Genomic DNA, 15,142 nt, shown 5'->3' with positions numbered 1-15,142 from the left:
GGCGTCGGAGCGGGTCAGTTGACCCGCTCGAGCGCCGTCGGGGGCCTCCAGGCCCGTCCCTGCGCGGCGGCGCGCACGATGCCGAGCAGAGCGTACATGGCCTCGTGCGTCTGCGGCGTCAGCGGCCAGAACGCGACGAGGCGAGGGCAGATCTCGACGAATTCCGCCCGCGTGATCCGCTCCTCGGCGGAGCGCCCGAGCGCGCCCGAGACCATCCCCCAGATCCGCGGGCCGATGCCGAGCGACAGGGCCGCGCGCTGGTCGATCTCGCCCCAGCGGGCGACGGCATCGAAGGCGGCGGGCCACAGGGCGAGGACCTCCGCGCGCGCGTCCTCGATTTCCGCCACGAGCCGCTCCTGCTCCGTGATCGGCGCGCGACTCGCATGCGCGAGGAGCGCCGCATGGAGCGCCGCCACCGGACGCTCTCCGTTCATCTCCGAGCGCAGGCGCGCCTCGGCGACGGCGAGGGTCGTCGTGCTGCGGTCGAGGATGCGTAGGCGCTCGCGCAGGCGGCGCGGCGCGGACGCCGGCTCGTGAAGCACGCGCACGAGGCGCGCCGGCGGGAGCGCGTGGAGCGCGGCGTCGAGATCGTGCGGGGGCGCGCCGACGAGGGCGCAGAGGCGCGCGACGAGTTCCGCCTCGCCGATGGCGTCGGCGCCGGGATCGAATGCGACGAAGAAGTCCGTGAGGGGCTGGTGGCTCATCCGGCACGTCCTGGGCGATCGCCTGCTGCGAACACCGGCGGAAGATGCCAAGCGTGTTAGAGATCGTCAACATATATTATTTGAACGCCGTTGTCATTAGGATTAATTATATCACTGCTTGCACCACATGATGCGCGCGACATATTCCAGCTCCGCCACCGGCAGGCTCGCCTCGCCGCCGTCGCAGACGTGCTTGACCTCCAACGTGCGCACCGTGCGCCGCACGAGCTCGCGGGCGCTCACCTTGCCCTGCGCGTCGCGCACGAGCACGCGGTCGCCCTTGCGCAGGCCGGCGCTCGGCGAGACGATGAGCACGTCGCCGTCGCGATAGACCGGCTCGTGCGCGCCGCCGGCTACCTCCACGGCGAAGACGCGCTCGGAGCCCACGTCGGGAAACTCGATCTCGTCCCAGCGCGCCCCCGACGGCATGCCGTCCTGCGCGAAGAGCGGCGGCGCGCCCGCGTCGCGCCAGCCGACGATGGGCACGGTCGCGCCGCTCTTGGGCTCGCCCGGCTCGATGAGGCTCGTGAACTCGTCGAGCCCCGCTCCCGTGGCGTTGAGAACCTTCGCGATCGATTCCGTGGAGGGCCAGCGCTCGCGTCCGTCGGGGCTCACGCGCTTGGAGCGGTTGAAGCTCGTCGCGTCGAGCCCCGCGCGCCGTGCGAGGCCCGAGGCGGTGAGCCCGTAGCGCTCCGCCAGCCGATCGATCGCCATCCAAATCTGGCCGTGCGTGAGCATGAAGCTCCCTCGTACCTGTGACCGCAAACCCAAGCCTAGGAAATCCCCGGGCCTCAGGGGAAGACAAACACCCGGGTGCGGCGCGGTTCCATGCGTTCTCGCCGCCGAGCGCCGCGATCTCGCCCGGATGCCGCCCGGATGGCGCCTGCGGCTTGCCGCGCGGGCGCCCGCGGCGTAGACGAACGCCGTTCGGCGTTGCACACGCGCCATCGCACCCGGAGACCCGCCATGGCTGAGACAGACGCCGCCTTCCCGTCGCGGGTCTACAAGATCGCGCCGAGCGGCCTCTGGGAGGAGGCGCGGGCGGCGGGCGTGTTCACCGGCGCGCCCGTCGATCTCGCCGACGGCTTCATCCACTTTTCCTCCGCCGCGCAGGTGCGCGAGACCGCCCGGCGGCACTTCGCCGGGCAGGACGACCTCGTCCTGGTCGCCGTCGACGCCGCCGTGCTCGGTTCGGCGCTCGTCTGGGAGCCGTCGCGGGGAGGGGACCTGTTCCCGCATCTCTACGGGCCCTTGCCGATGACGGCCGTCGTCTCGCAGGCGCCGCTGCCGCGCGCGGCCGACGGCACGCACGACTTCACGGGGCTCCTCCCGGAGGAGACGGCGTGATCCGCGGCGCCTTCCCGATCCTGCGCCCGCTGCTCCATCGCCTCGATCCCGAAGCGGCGCATGCGTTGACGATCCGCAGCCTCGCCGCGGCCCCGCCGCTGCGGCCGGCGCCGGACGATCCGCGCCTCGCGACGAACGTGATGGGGCTTTCCTTCCCCAACCCCGTCGGCCTCGCCGCCGGCTACGACAAGCAGTGCGAGGTGCCCGACCGGCTGCTGGGGCTCGGCTTCGGTTTCGTCGAGCTCGGCGGCGTGACGCCGCGCCCGCAGCCCGGAAATGCGCGCCCGCGGGTCTTCCGCCTCGCGGAGGACGGGGCGCTGATCAACCGCTTCGGGCTCAATTCCGACGGGCTCGCCCGCTGCCGCGAGCGTCTCGAGCGCAGGCGCGGGCGACCGGGCATCGTCGGCGTCAATCTCGGGGCCAACAAGGAGAGCGCCGACCGCATCGCGGACTACGCGACGCTGGTCGAGGGCCTCGCCGGGCTCGTCGATTTCCTGACCGTGAACGTCTCTTCGCCGAACACGCCGGGCCTGCGCGACCTCCAGGGCGAGGCCTTCCTCGACGAGGTCCTCGCCCGCGCGATCGACGCTCGCGATCGGGCCGACGCGGCGGCGGGCGGAAGACGCACGCGGCTTCTCCTGAAGATCGCCCCCGATCTCGCCGAGGACGCGCTCGACGCCGTGACGGCGACGGCGCTGCGTCGTGGGGTGGATGCGCTCGTCGTCTCCAACACCACGATCGCGCGCCCCGCCAGCCTGCGCGACGCGCGCCTCGCCGGCGAGGCGGGGGGGCTCTCGGGCCGGCCGCTCTTCGCGCTCTCGACGCGGGTGCTCGCGCAGGTGCGGCTTCGCGTCGGCGCGGCCGTGCCGCTGATCGGGGTGGGTGGCGTCGACGGTCCCGAGGCGGCCTGGGCCAAGATCGAGGCCGGCGCGAGCCTCGTGCAGCTCTATACCGCCCTCGTCTACGAAGGCCCCGGGCTGATCGCGGACATCAAGACGGGCCTCCTCGACCGCCTCGCGCGGGAGGGCCATGCGAGCCTCGCGCCGGTCGTCGGGCGTCGCGCCGCGGAGCTGGCGCGCGGCGCTTGAGAGAAGGCGGCGCGCCTCATCCCCATTCGCGCACGACGTCGGGATCCGTCTCGGTCGCGAGCCGCTCGGCGCGCACGCCACTGAGATCGGCGGGCGGCAGGAGCCGGCGCAGCGCCCACACCGCCATGGCGCGCACGAGCGGCGAGGCGTCGTCGAGCCGCTCGCGGGCGGGCGTGGCGAGCGTCGGCTCGCCGCTGTTGCCGATGGCGATCAGCACGTTGCGCACGAAGCGGTCGCGCCCCGTGCGCTTGATCGGCGTGCCCGCGAAGAGCGCGCGGAAGGCGGCATCGTCGAGCCGCGCCAGATCCGCGAGCGGCAGCGCCGCGAGGTCGCGCCGCGCGGCGAGCTTCTGCTCGCGGGCGCTTTTCGCGAACTTGTTCCAGGGGCAGACGGCGAGGCAATCGTCGCAGCCGTAGACGCGGTTGCCGATACCCTCGCGCAGGTCCTCCGGGATCGTTCCCGCATGCTCGATCGTCAGGTAGGAGATGCACCGGCGCGAATCGAGCACGTAGGGCGCGGGGAACGCGTTCGTCGGGCAGGCGTCGAGGCAGCGCCGGCAGGAGCCGCAATGGTCGCGCTCGGGCGCGTCGACCGGCAGCTCGGCGGTCGTGAAGATCGCGCCGAGGAAGAGCCAGTTGCCGAGCGTGCGCGAGACCAGCACCGTGTGCTTGCCCTGCCAGCCGAGACCGGCGGCCTCCGCGAGCGGCTTCTCCATGACGGGCGCGGTGTCGACGAACACCTTCACGTCCGCGCCGCCCTTGGAGGCGAGCACGCCGGCGAGCTCCTTCAGCCGTCCCTTGATCACGTCGTGATAGTCGCGCCCCTGCGCGTAGACGGAGACGGCGGCGGACGTGCGTCGGCGCACGGCCTCCAGCGGGTCCTCGTCGGGGCCGTAATTCATGCCCAGCATGACGATGGAGCGGACCTCCGGCCACAGCGCGCGTGGGCTGGCGCGGCGCTCGGCGGTTTCGACCATCCATCCCATCGTGCCGTGATGGCCGGCCTCGAGCCAGGCGGCGAGGCGCGCGCCGAGGTCGGGCACGGCCTCGGGGCGCGTCACCCGCAGCGCGTCGAAGCCGAGCGCGGCGGCGCGCGCGGCGAGCTCGTCCTTGAGGCGTTCGGGTCTCAGAAGTCCAGATCCGCGTAGCTGTCGGCGGGCGCCATGCCGGGGATCTTGTCGGCGAGGAGCGCGCGGAAGCTCGGGCGGCTCTTCACCCGCGCGTACCACGTCTTCGCCGCCTCGTCCTCGCCCCATGGCGCGTCGCCGAGATAGTCGACGCAGGAGATATGGGCGGCCGCGGCGAGATCCGCATAGGTCAGCGCATCGCCGGCGAGGAAATTCCGGCGCTGGGCGAGGAAGCCGATGTAGCGCAGGTGGTAGCGCACGTTCGCCCGTGCCGCGCGGATCGAGGCCATGTCCGGCGGCCCGCCGCCGGACGCGGGCGGGACGAAGCGCTTGTAGATCTTCTCGTTGACGAGATAGCCCGTCACCTCGTCCCAGAACTTGCCCGAGAACCAGGCGACGAGCCGGCGCACCTCGACGCGCGCCCGTGGATCGTCGGGCATGAGGCGCCGCTCGCCGGCGCCCGCGCCCACCGTCTCGTCGAGCCATTCGGCGATGACGCTCGCGCCGGGCACGGCGAGGCCGCCCTCGGCGACGAGAACCGGGGTCTGCCCGGCGGGATCCAGCGCCAGGAACTCGTCGCGGCGCTCCCAGGGGCGCTCCTCGACGAGATCGACCTCGACGCCGAGCTCGGCGAGGGCGAGGCGGGCGAAGCGCGAGTGCGGGCAGAGCGGATAGTGGTGAAGCGTCGACATGAGTCCCTGGGAACGCTCGGAGCCGGGCGACATTAAGGCCGCGGGTCGTTAACGGGCGGTAACCTTCTCGACCCGTCCCCGACGGGCTGGCGCTCGCGCGCGCGGACGGCTAGACAGCCGACGACGCACCGGGCCCTGCGCGACCCGGCCCCACCGACACAGCGCGAGCGGCGATCCATGACCCTCCTCGAGGCCTTCAAGGCCCTGTTCCTCGGCCTGCTCGAAGGCGCGACCGAGTTCATCCCGGTCTCCTCGACGGGGCATCTGATCCTCCTGCAGAGCCTGTTCGGGCTAGACGGGCACGCGGACAAGACCTTCGCGATCCTCATCCAGTTCGGCGCGATCCTCGCGATCCTGTCCGCTTATTTCGCGCGGCTGTGGTCGATCGCGCTCGCGCTGCCGCACGACCCGAAGGCCCGGCGCTTCGTGATCGGCGTTCTCGTCGCCTTCCTGCCGGCGGCGATCATCGGCGTGCTCGCGCGCGACTTCATCCTGGGCGTGCTGTTCGATCCGCGCGTCGTGTGCACGACGCTGATCCTCGGCGGCATCGTGCTGCTCTTCGTCGACCGCATGAACCTGCCGCAGAGGCACGAGGACGCCACGCGCTTCCCGATCTCGATGTACCTGAAGATCGGCATCATCCAGTGCCTGGCCATGATCCCCGGCGTGTCGCGCTCGGGGGCGACCATCGTCGGCGCCATGCTGATGGGGTCGTCGAAGCGTGCGGCGGCCGAATTCTCGTTCTTCCTCGCGATGCCCACGATGGCCGGCGCCTTCGTCTGGGAGCTCGGGCAATCCTACGGCGACCTCTCCGCGGACGACGCGACGATGATCGCCATCGGCTTCGTGTCGGCCTTCGTCGCGGGGCTGTTCGTGGTGCGCTCGCTCCTCGACTACGTCTCGAAGCACGGCTTCGCGCTGTTCGGCTGGTGGCGGATCATCGTGGGCAGCGTGGGCTTCGTCGGCCTCCTCGTCTTCGGCTGAGGCGGCGCACGTCATCAGCGCGTCATGACCCGTGCGCAGGACACACGGCTCGACACACGAAGGGCGAAAGCGTGAGGCGATGGGTGGGCTCGAGCTCGAAGGCGTGACGAAGGCGTTCGGCGCGAGCCGAGCCGTCGACGACGTGAGCCTGCGCGTCGAGCCCGGCGCGTTCCTCGCGTTGCTCGGCCCCTCGGGCTGCGGCAAGACCACGCTCCTGCGCCTCGTCGCCGGGCTCGAGCGCCCCAGCGCGGGGCGCATCGCCATCGCCGGGCGCGTCGTCTCCGACCCGGGCCGCTTCGTCGAGGCCGAGGAGCGCGGGCTCGGCATGGTGTTCCAGTCCTACGCGCTGTGGCCGCACATGTCGGTGGCCGAGAACGTCGCGTTCGGCCTGCGGGTGCGCAAGCTCCCCGCCGAGAAGCGTCGCCGGCGCGTCGCCGACGCGCTCGCCATGGTGGGGCTCGACGCCTTCGCCGATCGCAAGCCCGCCCAGCTCTCCGGCGGCCAGCGCCAGCGTGTGGCGCTCGCGCGCTGCCTCGCGCTGGAGCCGCCCCTCGTCCTCCTCGACGAGCCGCTCGCCAATCTCGACGCCCACCTGCGCGAGACGATGCAGCGCGAGTTCCGCCGGCTGCACCGGGAGACCGGCGCCACGTTTGTCGTCGTGACGCACGATCAGGCGGAGGCCATGGCGCTCGCCGACACGATCGCCGTGATGCACGAGGGCCGCCTCCAGCAGGTGGCGCCGCCGCAGGACCTCTACGCCGCGCCGGCGACGGAGATGGTGGCGCGCTTCATCGGCCGCGGCGCGCTCCTGCCCGTCGAGATCCTGGAGCCCGCACGCCAGGGCCGCGCGCCCGTGCGCCTCGCCGGCCGCACGCTCGTCGTGCGCAGCGCCGCCGAGGCCGCGGGCCCGGGCCGCCTCGTCCTGCGCTCGGAGACGCTCGCGCTCTCGGATGCGCCCGATGGGGTGCCGGCGCGGGTCGTGGACGCGGTCTATCGCGGGGGCTTCCACACGCTCGACATCGCGATCGACGGCGTCGAGGGCGCGCTCGTGCAGGTGGCCTCCCGCGAGGCACTCGCGTCCGGCGCACCCGTGGGGCTCGCGATCGAGGACGCGTGGGCGCTCCCCGCGTAAGCAGGGCTACGCCTCAGAAGGCCTTGAAGGTGATCACCGTCTTGGTGTCGTCGATCTCCGGGATCGTCTGCACCTTCTGGGCGACGAAATGGCCGATGTCCACGTCCCGATCGATGTGGAACTTGGCCAGGATGTCGTAATCGCCGGCGGTCGAGTAGATCTCGGACGCGATCTCGCGATCCGCCAGCTCGCGCGCGACGTCGTAGGTCTTGCCGAGCTTGCACTTGATCTCGACGAAGAAGGTCTGCACGGCGGCGCTCCCCGATGGCTCACGATCGACGCCCCTTGGTACGGCGCCCGGAGGCGCGGCGCAAGGTGGTGGTGGCGCGAGCCCTCAAGCCCCCCGCCCGTAGAGCCGCCCGCGCTCGGTGATCGCGATGACGCCGAGCGCGGCGACGCCGAGTATTGTCCAGCCGGTGAAGAGCGGCACCACCGTGCCGTCGAAGGCCTGGCCCAGCACCGCGCCGATCGTCGCCGCCATCAGCGTCGTCACCGAGCCGAAGACGGAGGAGGCCGTGCCGGCGATGTGGCCCATGGGCTCCATGGCGAGCGCGTTGAGGTTGGCGAAGATCATGCCCACGAGGAAGAGCGCGCAGGACATCAGCGCGACGAGCGGCACGATGGTCAGCACGTCGAGGAGCGCGAGCGCGAGCAGCGCCGCTGCCACGAGAACGAAGCCCGTCATGGCGGTGTGGGAGAGCCGCCGCGTGCCGAGCCGCCCGACGAGGCGCGAATTGATCAGCGAGGACACCGCCATCGCCCCGGCCATCCCCGCGAAGGCGACGGGGAAGAGCGGCCCGAGCCCGTAGAGCTGGGCGAAGATCTGCTCGCCGGTGACGAGAAAGCTGAACAAAGCGCCGAACATGGCGCCCGCCGCGACGGCGTAGCCGAAGGTCTGGCGCGTCGTGAAGACCTCGCGAAACGCGACCGCCAGCGCGCGTGGGCCGATGGCGCGGCGCCGCTCGGGCTCGAGCGTCTCCGGCAGGCGCGCCCAGGTCCAGGCCAGCATGCCGAGCCCGTAGAGCGCGAGGAGCCAGAAGATGCCCTGCCAGGGCGCGAACAGCACGATGCCCTGGCCGATCGAGGGCGCGATCACCGGCACGACCATGAAGATCGTCATCGCCAGCGACAGCACGCTCGCCATGCGCCGCCCGCCGTAGCAATCGCGCACGATGGAGGTGGTGACGACGCGCGGCGCGGCCGAGGCGAGCCCCTGGACGAAGCGCCCGATCAGGAGCGCCGTGAAGCTCGGCGCGAAGGCGCACAGGATGGCGGCGGCGACGTAGAAGACGAGGCCCACCAGCAGCACCGGGCGGCGGCCGAACCGGTCGGACACCGACCCGATGAGGAGCTGGCCGGCGCCGAAGCCGATGAGGTAGGCCGGCAGGATCGCCTGCCGGTCGTTCTCGTCGGCGACGCCGAGCGCCGCGCCGATGTCCTGGAGGGCCGGCAGCATGATGTCGATGGCGAGCGCGTTGAGCGCCATCAGCGCCGCGATCATCGCCACGAACTCGCGAAACGTCATCGGCGCGTGGCGTCGCGAATCGTCCTCGGCCGGCGCGGGGGCGGCCGCCGAGAGGCCGGCGGGGGCGGTGTCGTTCATCGGGGGATCCTCGCGAGCGGGTTTTGTGCGCCCGCCCGCGTCGCCGAGCAAGCCGGGATCGCGCATGGCAGGGCCGCGGGCCCGCGCGCGCCGATCACGGAACGAACAGCTCCACGACGAGGGTGATGCCGATGAAGAAGGCAAGCGCCTTGATCACCGCGACCGTCCGATCGGAAAAGCTGCGCGCGATCCCGGCGGACCGCTTCGGCGTGAGGTCGATGACGAAGCGCTCCGCGAAGCGCTTGGCCGAGGCGAAGCGGCCCGTGCGCTCGGGGAAGGCGTGCGCGGGCTGGAACAGGGCGACGTCCCGGTGGCGCAGCGGCACGACGAGGATCATGCCGGCCGCGAAGCCGCCCAGATGCGCCCACCACGCCACCATGGAGCCCTCGCCCGCACCGCTCAGCGCCATCAGCAGGTTGAGCGCGATGAGGAAGCCCACGAAGATCCCCGCCGGCACCGCCACGGGGACGCGGTATCCCACGAGCACGAAGACCTTCGCCCGCGGGTGGAGCATGAGGTAGGCGCCCATGACCCCCGACACCGCGCCGCTCGCCCCGACGACGGGGAGCGTGGGATCGCTCGTCATGTACGCCTCCGCGAGCCCCCCCGCGACGGCGGCCAGCACGAAGAAGAGCACGTAGCGCACGTGCCCCATCGCATCTTCGACGTTGTCGCCGAAGACCCACAGGGTGATCAGGTTGCCGGCGATGTGAAGAAGCCCCGCATGCAGGAAGGCGTAGCCGACGAGGCGCGCCCACGCCGGCACGGCGTCGATCTCCGGCCCGAGATCGGCCACGCCCGTCACCTGCGCGGGAAACAGCATCAGGCCCTCGAGCGCGGGGCCCGCGAGGAAGGCCACGATCATCACGCCGATCAGCGCATGGTTGACCCAGGCGCGGCCGATGTGCCGCAGCGGGTTGTCGTCGCCGATGACCAGCATGGGGGAGGGCTCCGAAGGCGAGGCGCGCCGCGGCTTCCCACCGGGCACCGGAGCTTGGCCGAGAGCGCCGCGAAAGGGAAGCGGCGCGGCGGAAAGGGCGCCGCGCCCGCTCGCGCAATCCTCAGTCGAGGTGGAACTTCGCCCATTCCCGGTGCTCGGCCGCGATCTTGCGCACGGTCCCCGTGGCCGAACGGTAGACCACCGTCTCCGTCTCGATCACCTCGGGGCCGAACTTCACGCCGGCGGTCAGCGCCGAATCGGTCACGCCGGTGGCGGCCACGATGACGTCGCCGGAGGCCAGCTCGCCGACGTCGTATTTCTTGTTGGGGTCCTTCACGCCCATGCCGAGGGCGCGCTCGCGCTTCTCCTCGGTGTCGAGGACGAGGCGGCCCTGCATCTGGCCGCCGATGCAGCGCAGCGCGCCGGCGGCGATGACGCCTTCGGGTGCGGCCCCGATGCCGAGATAGAGGTCGATGCCGGTCCTCGCCGGATCGGTCGTGTAGATCACGCCGGCGATGTCGCCGTCCGAGATCAGCCGCACGGCGGCGCCGGTGGCGCGGACCTCCGCGATCAGGTCGTGGTGGCGGGGCCGGTCGAGGATCAGCGTCGTGATCTCCGAGGGCGCGACGCCCTTGGCCTTGGCGAGCGCGTGGATGTTGTCGGTGGCGGAGGCGTCGAGATCGACCACGCCCGTGGGATAGCCGGGGCCCACCGCGATCTTGTTCATGTAGACGTCGGGCGCGGCGAGCAGCGTGCCGCCCTCGGCCATGGCCATGACGGCGATGGAGCCCGGCATGTCCTTGGCGCAGAGCGTCGTGCCCTCGAGCGGATCGACGGCGATGTCGACCTTCGGGCCCGAGCCGTTGCCCACGCGCTCGCCGATGAAGAGCATCGGCGCCTTGTCGCGCTCGCCCTCGCCGATGACGACGGTGCCGTCGATGCCGAGCCGGTTGAGCTCGCGACGCATGGCGTCGACGGCGGCCTGGTCGGCGGCCTTCTCGTCGCCGCGCCCGCGCAGCCGCGCGGCCGCGACGGCGGCGCGTTCCGTCACGCGCACGAGCTCCAACGTCAGGATCCGCTCGATGAAGACGTTGGGGGCGATGTGTGACGGCGGCTTCATTGAGCGGGTCTCCTCGAGAGGTCCTCGCGGGCTCTTCGCGCCCGCTTGCTTACAACGGCGCTCACTCGCGCTCGATCCGTATCACCTGCGGCGGCTCGGCCACGTGCCCGTCCGCGTCGATGCGCGCGAGCGCCTCGCGAATGGCGGCCTCGGTCGTCGCGTAGGTGATCAGCACCACCGGGACGGGGGCCCCGGAGCGCCCCGTCGGGTCGGCGTCGGCGGTGCGGGCGCGGTGCTGGATGATGCTCTCGAGCGAGATGTCCGCCTGGGCCATGCGCGTGGCGATGCCCGCGGCCGAGCCCGGCCGGTCGTAGACGGAGAGGCGGATGTAGTAGCCGCCCTCGTGGCGCTGCATCGGCGCGCGCTCCGGCGGCGCGAGCCGCGCGGCCGGCAGGCCGAAGGCCGGGCGCACAACGCCCGCCGCCACGTCGCAGATGTCGGCGATCACCGCCGAGGCGGTGGCGTCGCCGCCCGCGCCGGGGCCGATCAGGGTGAGCTCGCCGACCGCGTCCGCGTCGATGGTGACGGCGTTCGTCACGCCCATCACCTGCGCCAGCGAGGAGATGCGCGGCACCATGGTGGGATGGACGCGCTGCTCGATTCCCGTCTGCGTGCGCTCGGCGACGCCCAGCAGCTTGATGCGATAGCCGAGCTCGGACGCCATCTTCAGGTCGAGCGGCGCGATCTTGGAGATGCCCTCCACGTAGATCGCCTCCGGATCGAGCGCGACGCCGAAGGCCAGCGAGGTGAGGATGGCGAGCTTGTGGGCGGTGTCGAAGCCTTCGACGTCGAAGGTCGGGTCCGCTTCCGCGTAGCCGAGGCGCTGGGCGTCGGCGAGGCACTCGGCGAAGGAGAGCCCCTCGGCCTCCATGCGCGAGAGGATGTAGTTGCAGGTGCCGTTCAGGATGCCGGAGACCTGCGAGACGGCATTGCCGGCGAGGCCTTCGCGCAGCGTCTTCACCACGGGCACGCCGCCCGCCGCGGACGCCTCGAAGGCGAGCGCGACGCCGTTCTCCTCCGCGATGCGCGCGAGCCCCATGCCGTGCTTGGCCAAGAGCGCCTTGTTCGCCGTCACGACGTGCTTGCCGGCGGCGAGCGCCGTCTCCACCAGCGTCCGCGCGGGTCCTTCGTCGCCGCCGATCAGCTCGACGACGCAATCCACCTGCGGGTCGCGGGCGAGCGCGACGGCGTCCTCGTGCCAGGTCGCTTGCCCGAGGTCGACGCCGCGATCGCGCGTACGATCGCGCGCGCACACCGCCGTGAGCGCCACCCGCCGGCCCGCGCGCAGGGCGAGGCCCTCGGCATGGCGCGCGAGGAGACGCGCGACGCTCCCACCGACCGTACCCAACCCGGCGATCCCGACCCGCAACGGCTGTTTCATAGACGAGCTCCCTCGGCACGCCAGCCCTTCGGCCGGCCGGCGCACGGCTTGACGGTATTGCACCCTTTCGCGAAGGCTTTCAAGGAAGCCCGGCGGGACGGAAGGCGTCGCGTTCGGAAAACCGAATGTGTCCTCGCCGCCGGGCTCGACCCGACGAAGCCCCGGGCGCGCAACGTTTCGCCGCGCATTTTCCACGAATGAGGGGCTGTTGACGCCCCGGTCGCGTTCTCTTAAAAGAACGATCGTTCTTTCGTCAAGACGCCAACGAGGACGCGCTCATGACCGACCGCACCCCCGGGTTCAACACGCTCGCCATCCATGCCGGCGCCACGCCGGACCCGACGACGGGTGCGCGCGCGACGCCCATCTACCAGACGACCTCCTTCGTGTTCGACGACGTCGACCACGCCGCGTCGCTCTTCGGCCTGCAGGCCTTCGGCAACATCTATTCGCGCATCGGCAACCCGACCTGCGCGGTGCTCGAGGAGCGTGTCGCCGCTCTGGAGGGCGGCACGGCGGCGCTCGCGGTGGCGTCCGGCCACGCGGCCGAGTTCCTGACGATGCACGCCCTGATGCAGCCGGGCGACGAGTTCGTGGCGGCGAAGAAGCTCTACGGCGGCTCGATCAACCAGTTCAACCATTCCTACAAGAACTTCGGCTGGACGGTGCGCTGGGCCGACACGGAGGACCTCTCGACCTTCGAGGCGGCGATCAACGAGCGCACGAAGGCGATCTTCATCGAATCGATCGCCAATCCCGGCGGCGTCGTCGTGGACATCGCCGGCATCTCGGCCATCGCCAAGCGCCACAAGCTGCCGCTCATCGTCGATTCGACCATGGCGACGCCCTATCTCTGCCGCCCGATCGAGCACGGCGCGGACATCGTCATCCATTCGGCGACGAAGTTCCTGGGCGGCCACGGCAACTCGATCGGCGGCGTCATCGTCGACGCCGGCACGTTCGACTGGGTCGGCGACGAGCGCTATCCCATGCTCTCCAAGCCCCGCCCGGAATACGGCGGCATGGTGCTGGGCGAGACCTTCGGCAATTTCGCCTTCGCCATCGCCGTGCGCGTGCTCGGCCTGCGCGATCTCGGGCCCGCGCTCTCGCCCTTCAACGCCTTCATGATCCTGCAGGGCATCGAGACGCTGCCGCTGCGCATGCAGCGCCATTGCGACAACGCGCTCGCGGTGGCGCGCTTCCTCTCCGAGCATCCGGCGGTGGAATGGGTGTCCTATCCGGGCCTCCCGGGGGACAAGTACGCCGCGCTGGCGGAGCGCTACACGCCCAAGGGCGCGGGCGCGGTCTTCACCTTCGGCCTCAAGGGCGGCTACGACGCGGGCGTGAAGCTCGTCTCCAAGCTCGAGCTGTTCTCGCATCTCGCCAATATCGGCGACACGCGCTCGCTCGTGATCCATCCCGCCTCGACGACGCACCGCCAGCTCACGGACGCCGAGCGCGTCGCCGCGGGCGCGGGGCCGGACGTCGTGCGCCTCTCGGTGGGCATCGAGGATCCCGAGGACCTCGTCGCCGACCTCGCCCAGGCCCTCGCCTGAGGCACGGCGAGCGAGACGCAGAGGACGGGGGCGTGCGCGCCTCCGTCCTCGTAGAAAGTTCCACAGTATTATCTCTGATCTCGCTGCGTATTCGCGCACGGCATCAGCGGAACCGCCGACCGGGCGGGGCGTTGCCGGGCCGAAGCTTCCTCATGGAAGCAGATCGCAGGAGATCGTACATGCTTTCCAAGCACTTGGCTACTGCCTGCGCGCTCGGCGCGCTGATCGTGGCCGCGCCGGCTCTCGCCCAGACCGCGACCGACGGTGCCGCCGGCGCCGGGCAGGCGGGCACGTCGCAGCAGATGATGAACACGCTTCCCGCCGCTCCCGAGGGGACCGGCAGCGAGGCGACCCGCGGTGCCGGCTCCGGGATGCAGACGGGCTCGCAGCCGATCCAGGCCGAGTCGGTGCCGGTCGAGGTCGTTCCGTCCGACCAGCAGATGCAGACCGCGCAAGGCGGCTCGATGGACGTCGAGCTCCAGGGCGGCTTCATCGCCCGCCAGGGCGAGAACCATCTGCTGGGCTCCGAGCTGATGGACGCCGAGGTCCGCACCGTCGCCGACGAATCCCTCGGCAGCGTCGAGGACGTGCTGATCAGCGCGCAGGGCCGCGTCCTCGGCGTGGTCGTGGGCGTCGGCGGCTTCCTCGGCATCGGCGAGAAGCGGGTGGCGATCCCCACGGAGTCGATCGAGGTCCGCTTCGACGACGCGATGGAGATGCAGGCGGAAGCCGGCGCCGGTCTCCCGGCGGCGGACAGCGCCGAGATGGAGACCGACATGGCCGCGGCGGACGCCCGGGAGGGAGATACCCTCTCCGTGCAGCCGGGCTCGAACCTCGCCGCGACGGGCGGCGTCGACATCGAGATGATCGTCGTCGACTTCACGCGCGAGCAGCTCGAGGCGGCCCCCGATTTCACGCGCCTCGGCGAGGAGCCCGAGGCGACGGCCGAGGGCACCGTTCCGGCGACCGAGCCGGTCGAGGCCACGGGCGCCACCGGCACGACCGAGATGGAGACCGAGAGCGAGACGACGATCGTCCCGCCCGCCGGCGACATGCCCGCGACCGAGGGGCAGCCGCGCCAGTAAGCACGGCCCGAGTAGAGCGTAAGGCCGGAGGGCCGGGCGGCACGTGCCGCCCGGCCCTCATGCGTTTTCGGGAGAGGACGTCACGCCCGCGCGCGGCCTGCCGTCGACTGCGCCTGAACCCCGCCCAGCGCCGCGAACACCTTTTCGACGATGCCGTCCGCGTGGAGGCCGGCCTTGGCGTACATCTTGGCGGGCTTGTCCTGGTCGATGAAGGTATCGGGCAGCACCATGGCGCGGACCTTGAGGCCGCGATCGAGCGCGCCGCTCTCGGCGAGCGCCTGCATGACGAACGAGCCGAAGCCGCCGATCGAGCCCTCCTCGATCGTGATCAGCACCTCGTGCTCGCGCGCGAGGCGCGCGATCAGGTCGAGGTCGAGGGGCTTG

Annotated in this window: 16 protein-coding genes; 6 read left to right on the top strand and 10 right to left on the bottom strand. The window is 71.6% G+C overall.

The features are described 5' to 3' along the window. Window positions 1–14: 14 nt before the first annotated feature. Window positions 15–704 carry a hypothetical protein gene (locus IEX89_RS12615; RefSeq protein ID WP_188913462.1) on the bottom strand — a complete coding sequence of 230 codons (690 nt, stop codon included), beginning with the start codon at window positions 702–704 and terminating at the stop codon, window positions 15–17. Window positions 705–815: 111 nt separating this feature from the next. After that, complete coding sequence (locus tag IEX89_RS12610) at window positions 816–1,442, bottom strand: S24 family peptidase (RefSeq protein ID WP_188913460.1); 627 nt, start codon at window positions 1,440–1,442, stop codon at window positions 816–818. A gap of 228 nt (window positions 1,443–1,670) precedes the next feature. Here IEX89_RS12610 and IEX89_RS12605 point away from each other — a divergent pair, with 228 nt between their 5' ends. Next, window positions 1,671–2,051: a DUF952 domain-containing protein gene (locus IEX89_RS12605; protein ID WP_188913458.1), complete on the top strand. Its 381-nt coding sequence runs from the start codon at window positions 1,671–1,673 to the stop codon at window positions 2,049–2,051. Further along, a complete protein-coding gene (locus tag IEX89_RS12600) occupies window positions 2,048–3,139 on the top strand; it encodes a quinone-dependent dihydroorotate dehydrogenase (RefSeq protein ID WP_188913456.1) in 1,092 nt (363 codons plus the stop codon). The genes IEX89_RS12605 and IEX89_RS12600 overlap by 4 nt, the downstream gene beginning before the upstream one ends. A 16-nt stretch (window positions 3,140–3,155) precedes the next feature. On the opposite strand, the gene queG is transcribed toward IEX89_RS12600, so the two are convergent. Both queG and IEX89_RS12590 read right to left on the bottom strand, forming a co-directional pair. After that, window positions 3,156–4,268, bottom strand: a complete 1,113-nt coding sequence (queG, locus tag IEX89_RS12595; RefSeq protein WP_188913809.1) for a tRNA epoxyqueuosine(34) reductase QueG — start codon at window positions 4,266–4,268, stop codon at window positions 3,156–3,158. Next, window positions 4,265–4,957, bottom strand: a complete 693-nt coding sequence (locus IEX89_RS12590; RefSeq protein WP_188913454.1) for a glutathione S-transferase family protein — start codon at window positions 4,955–4,957, stop codon at window positions 4,265–4,267. Before IEX89_RS12590 ends, queG begins: the two co-directional genes overlap by 4 nt. 177 nt (window positions 4,958–5,134) lie before the next feature. Here IEX89_RS12590 and IEX89_RS12585 point away from each other — a divergent pair, with 177 nt between their 5' ends. Beyond that, complete coding sequence (locus IEX89_RS12585; RefSeq protein WP_188913452.1) at window positions 5,135–5,941, top strand: undecaprenyl-diphosphate phosphatase; 807 nt, start codon at window positions 5,135–5,137, stop codon at window positions 5,939–5,941. Window positions 5,942–6,020: 79 nt separating this feature from the next. After that, the gene (locus IEX89_RS12580; protein ID WP_188913450.1) at window positions 6,021–7,073 is read left to right on the top strand and encodes an ABC transporter ATP-binding protein; all 1,053 of its coding nucleotides are present in this window, start codon (window positions 6,021–6,023) and stop codon (window positions 7,071–7,073) included. A gap of 13 nt (window positions 7,074–7,086) precedes the next feature. On the opposite strand, the gene IEX89_RS12575 is transcribed toward IEX89_RS12580, so the two are convergent. The 5 genes from IEX89_RS12575 to IEX89_RS12555 all read right to left on the bottom strand — a co-directional run bounded on the left by IEX89_RS12575 (window position 7,087) and on the right by IEX89_RS12555 (window position 12,117). Beyond that, window positions 7,087–7,323, bottom strand: a complete 237-nt coding sequence (locus IEX89_RS12575; RefSeq protein WP_188913449.1) for an Lrp/AsnC ligand binding domain-containing protein — start codon at window positions 7,321–7,323, stop codon at window positions 7,087–7,089. Between the two features lie 84 nt (window positions 7,324–7,407). Beyond that, on the bottom strand, window positions 7,408–8,676 hold the full coding sequence (locus tag IEX89_RS12570; protein WP_244645359.1) for a multidrug effflux MFS transporter: 1,269 nt from the start codon (window positions 8,674–8,676) through the stop codon (window positions 7,408–7,410). A gap of 94 nt (window positions 8,677–8,770) precedes the next feature. Further along, window positions 8,771–9,616: a rhomboid family intramembrane serine protease gene (locus IEX89_RS12565; protein WP_188913446.1), complete on the bottom strand. Its 846-nt coding sequence runs from the start codon at window positions 9,614–9,616 to the stop codon at window positions 8,771–8,773. A gap of 121 nt (window positions 9,617–9,737) precedes the next feature. Next, entirely contained in the window at window positions 9,738–10,736 is a 999-nt protein-coding gene (glpX, locus tag IEX89_RS12560) for a class II fructose-bisphosphatase (protein WP_188913444.1), read from the bottom strand. A gap of 61 nt (window positions 10,737–10,797) precedes the next feature. Then, window positions 10,798–12,117, bottom strand: coding sequence for a homoserine dehydrogenase (locus IEX89_RS12555; RefSeq protein WP_188913442.1), 1,320 nt, complete (start codon window positions 12,115–12,117; stop codon window positions 10,798–10,800). A 278-nt stretch (window positions 12,118–12,395) separates the two neighbouring features. Between IEX89_RS12555 and IEX89_RS12550 the strand changes: the two genes are divergently transcribed. Next, window positions 12,396–13,673 carry an O-acetylhomoserine aminocarboxypropyltransferase gene (locus IEX89_RS12550; protein ID WP_188913440.1) on the top strand — a complete coding sequence of 426 codons (1,278 nt, stop codon included), beginning with the start codon at window positions 12,396–12,398 and terminating at the stop codon, window positions 13,671–13,673. 179 nt (window positions 13,674–13,852) lie between these two features. Further along, the gene (locus IEX89_RS12545; protein WP_244645358.1) at window positions 13,853–14,758 is read left to right on the top strand and encodes a PRC-barrel domain-containing protein; all 906 of its coding nucleotides are present in this window, start codon (window positions 13,853–13,855) and stop codon (window positions 14,756–14,758) included. Window positions 14,759–14,838: 80 nt separating this feature from the next. On the opposite strand, the gene IEX89_RS12540 is transcribed toward IEX89_RS12545, so the two are convergent. Beyond that, window positions 14,839–15,142 (bottom strand): transketolase C-terminal domain-containing protein (locus tag IEX89_RS12540; protein ID WP_280513921.1); only part of this gene is annotated, 304 nt, incomplete at its 5' end.

The organism is Salinarimonas ramus (assembly GCF_014645695.1).
GTDB lineage: Bacteria > Pseudomonadota > Alphaproteobacteria > Rhizobiales > Beijerinckiaceae > Salinarimonas > Salinarimonas ramus.
The sequence above is the reverse complement of the archived record's forward strand: the minus strand, read 5'-3'. Positions and strand labels throughout refer to the sequence as shown.

Excerpts from the sequence above, each read along its gene's own strand:
- IEX89_RS12590 (WP_188913454.1), bottom strand. The coding sequence starts at position 4,957 with ATGTCGACGCTTCACCACTATCCGCTCTGCCCGCACTCGCGCTTCGCC.
- IEX89_RS12555 (WP_188913442.1), bottom strand. The coding sequence starts at position 12,117 with ATGAAACAGCCGTTGCGGGTCGGGATCGCCGGGTTGGGTACGGTCGGT.
- IEX89_RS12585 (WP_188913452.1), top strand. The coding sequence starts at position 5,135 with ATGACCCTCCTCGAGGCCTTCAAGGCCCTGTTCCTCGGCCTGCTCGAA.
- IEX89_RS12605 (WP_188913458.1), top strand. The coding sequence starts at position 1,671 with ATGGCTGAGACAGACGCCGCCTTCCCGTCGCGGGTCTACAAGATCGCG.
- IEX89_RS12550 (WP_188913440.1), top strand. The coding sequence starts at position 12,396 with ATGACCGACCGCACCCCCGGGTTCAACACGCTCGCCATCCATGCCGGC.
- IEX89_RS12610 (WP_188913460.1), bottom strand. The coding sequence starts at position 1,442 with ATGCTCACGCACGGCCAGATTTGGATGGCGATCGATCGGCTGGCGGAG.
- IEX89_RS12580 (WP_188913450.1), top strand. The coding sequence starts at position 6,021 with ATGGGTGGGCTCGAGCTCGAAGGCGTGACGAAGGCGTTCGGCGCGAGC.
- IEX89_RS12565 (WP_188913446.1), bottom strand. The coding sequence starts at position 9,616 with ATGCTGGTCATCGGCGACGACAACCCGCTGCGGCACATCGGCCGCGCC.
- IEX89_RS12615 (WP_188913462.1), bottom strand. The coding sequence starts at position 704 with ATGAGCCACCAGCCCCTCACGGACTTCTTCGTCGCATTCGATCCCGGC.
- IEX89_RS12570 (WP_244645359.1), bottom strand. The coding sequence starts at position 8,676 with ATGAACGACACCGCCCCCGCCGGCCTCTCGGCGGCCGCCCCCGCGCCG.
- glpX (WP_188913444.1), bottom strand. The coding sequence starts at position 10,736 with ATGAAGCCGCCGTCACACATCGCCCCCAACGTCTTCATCGAGCGGATC.
- IEX89_RS12545 (WP_244645358.1), top strand. The coding sequence starts at position 13,853 with ATGCTTTCCAAGCACTTGGCTACTGCCTGCGCGCTCGGCGCGCTGATC.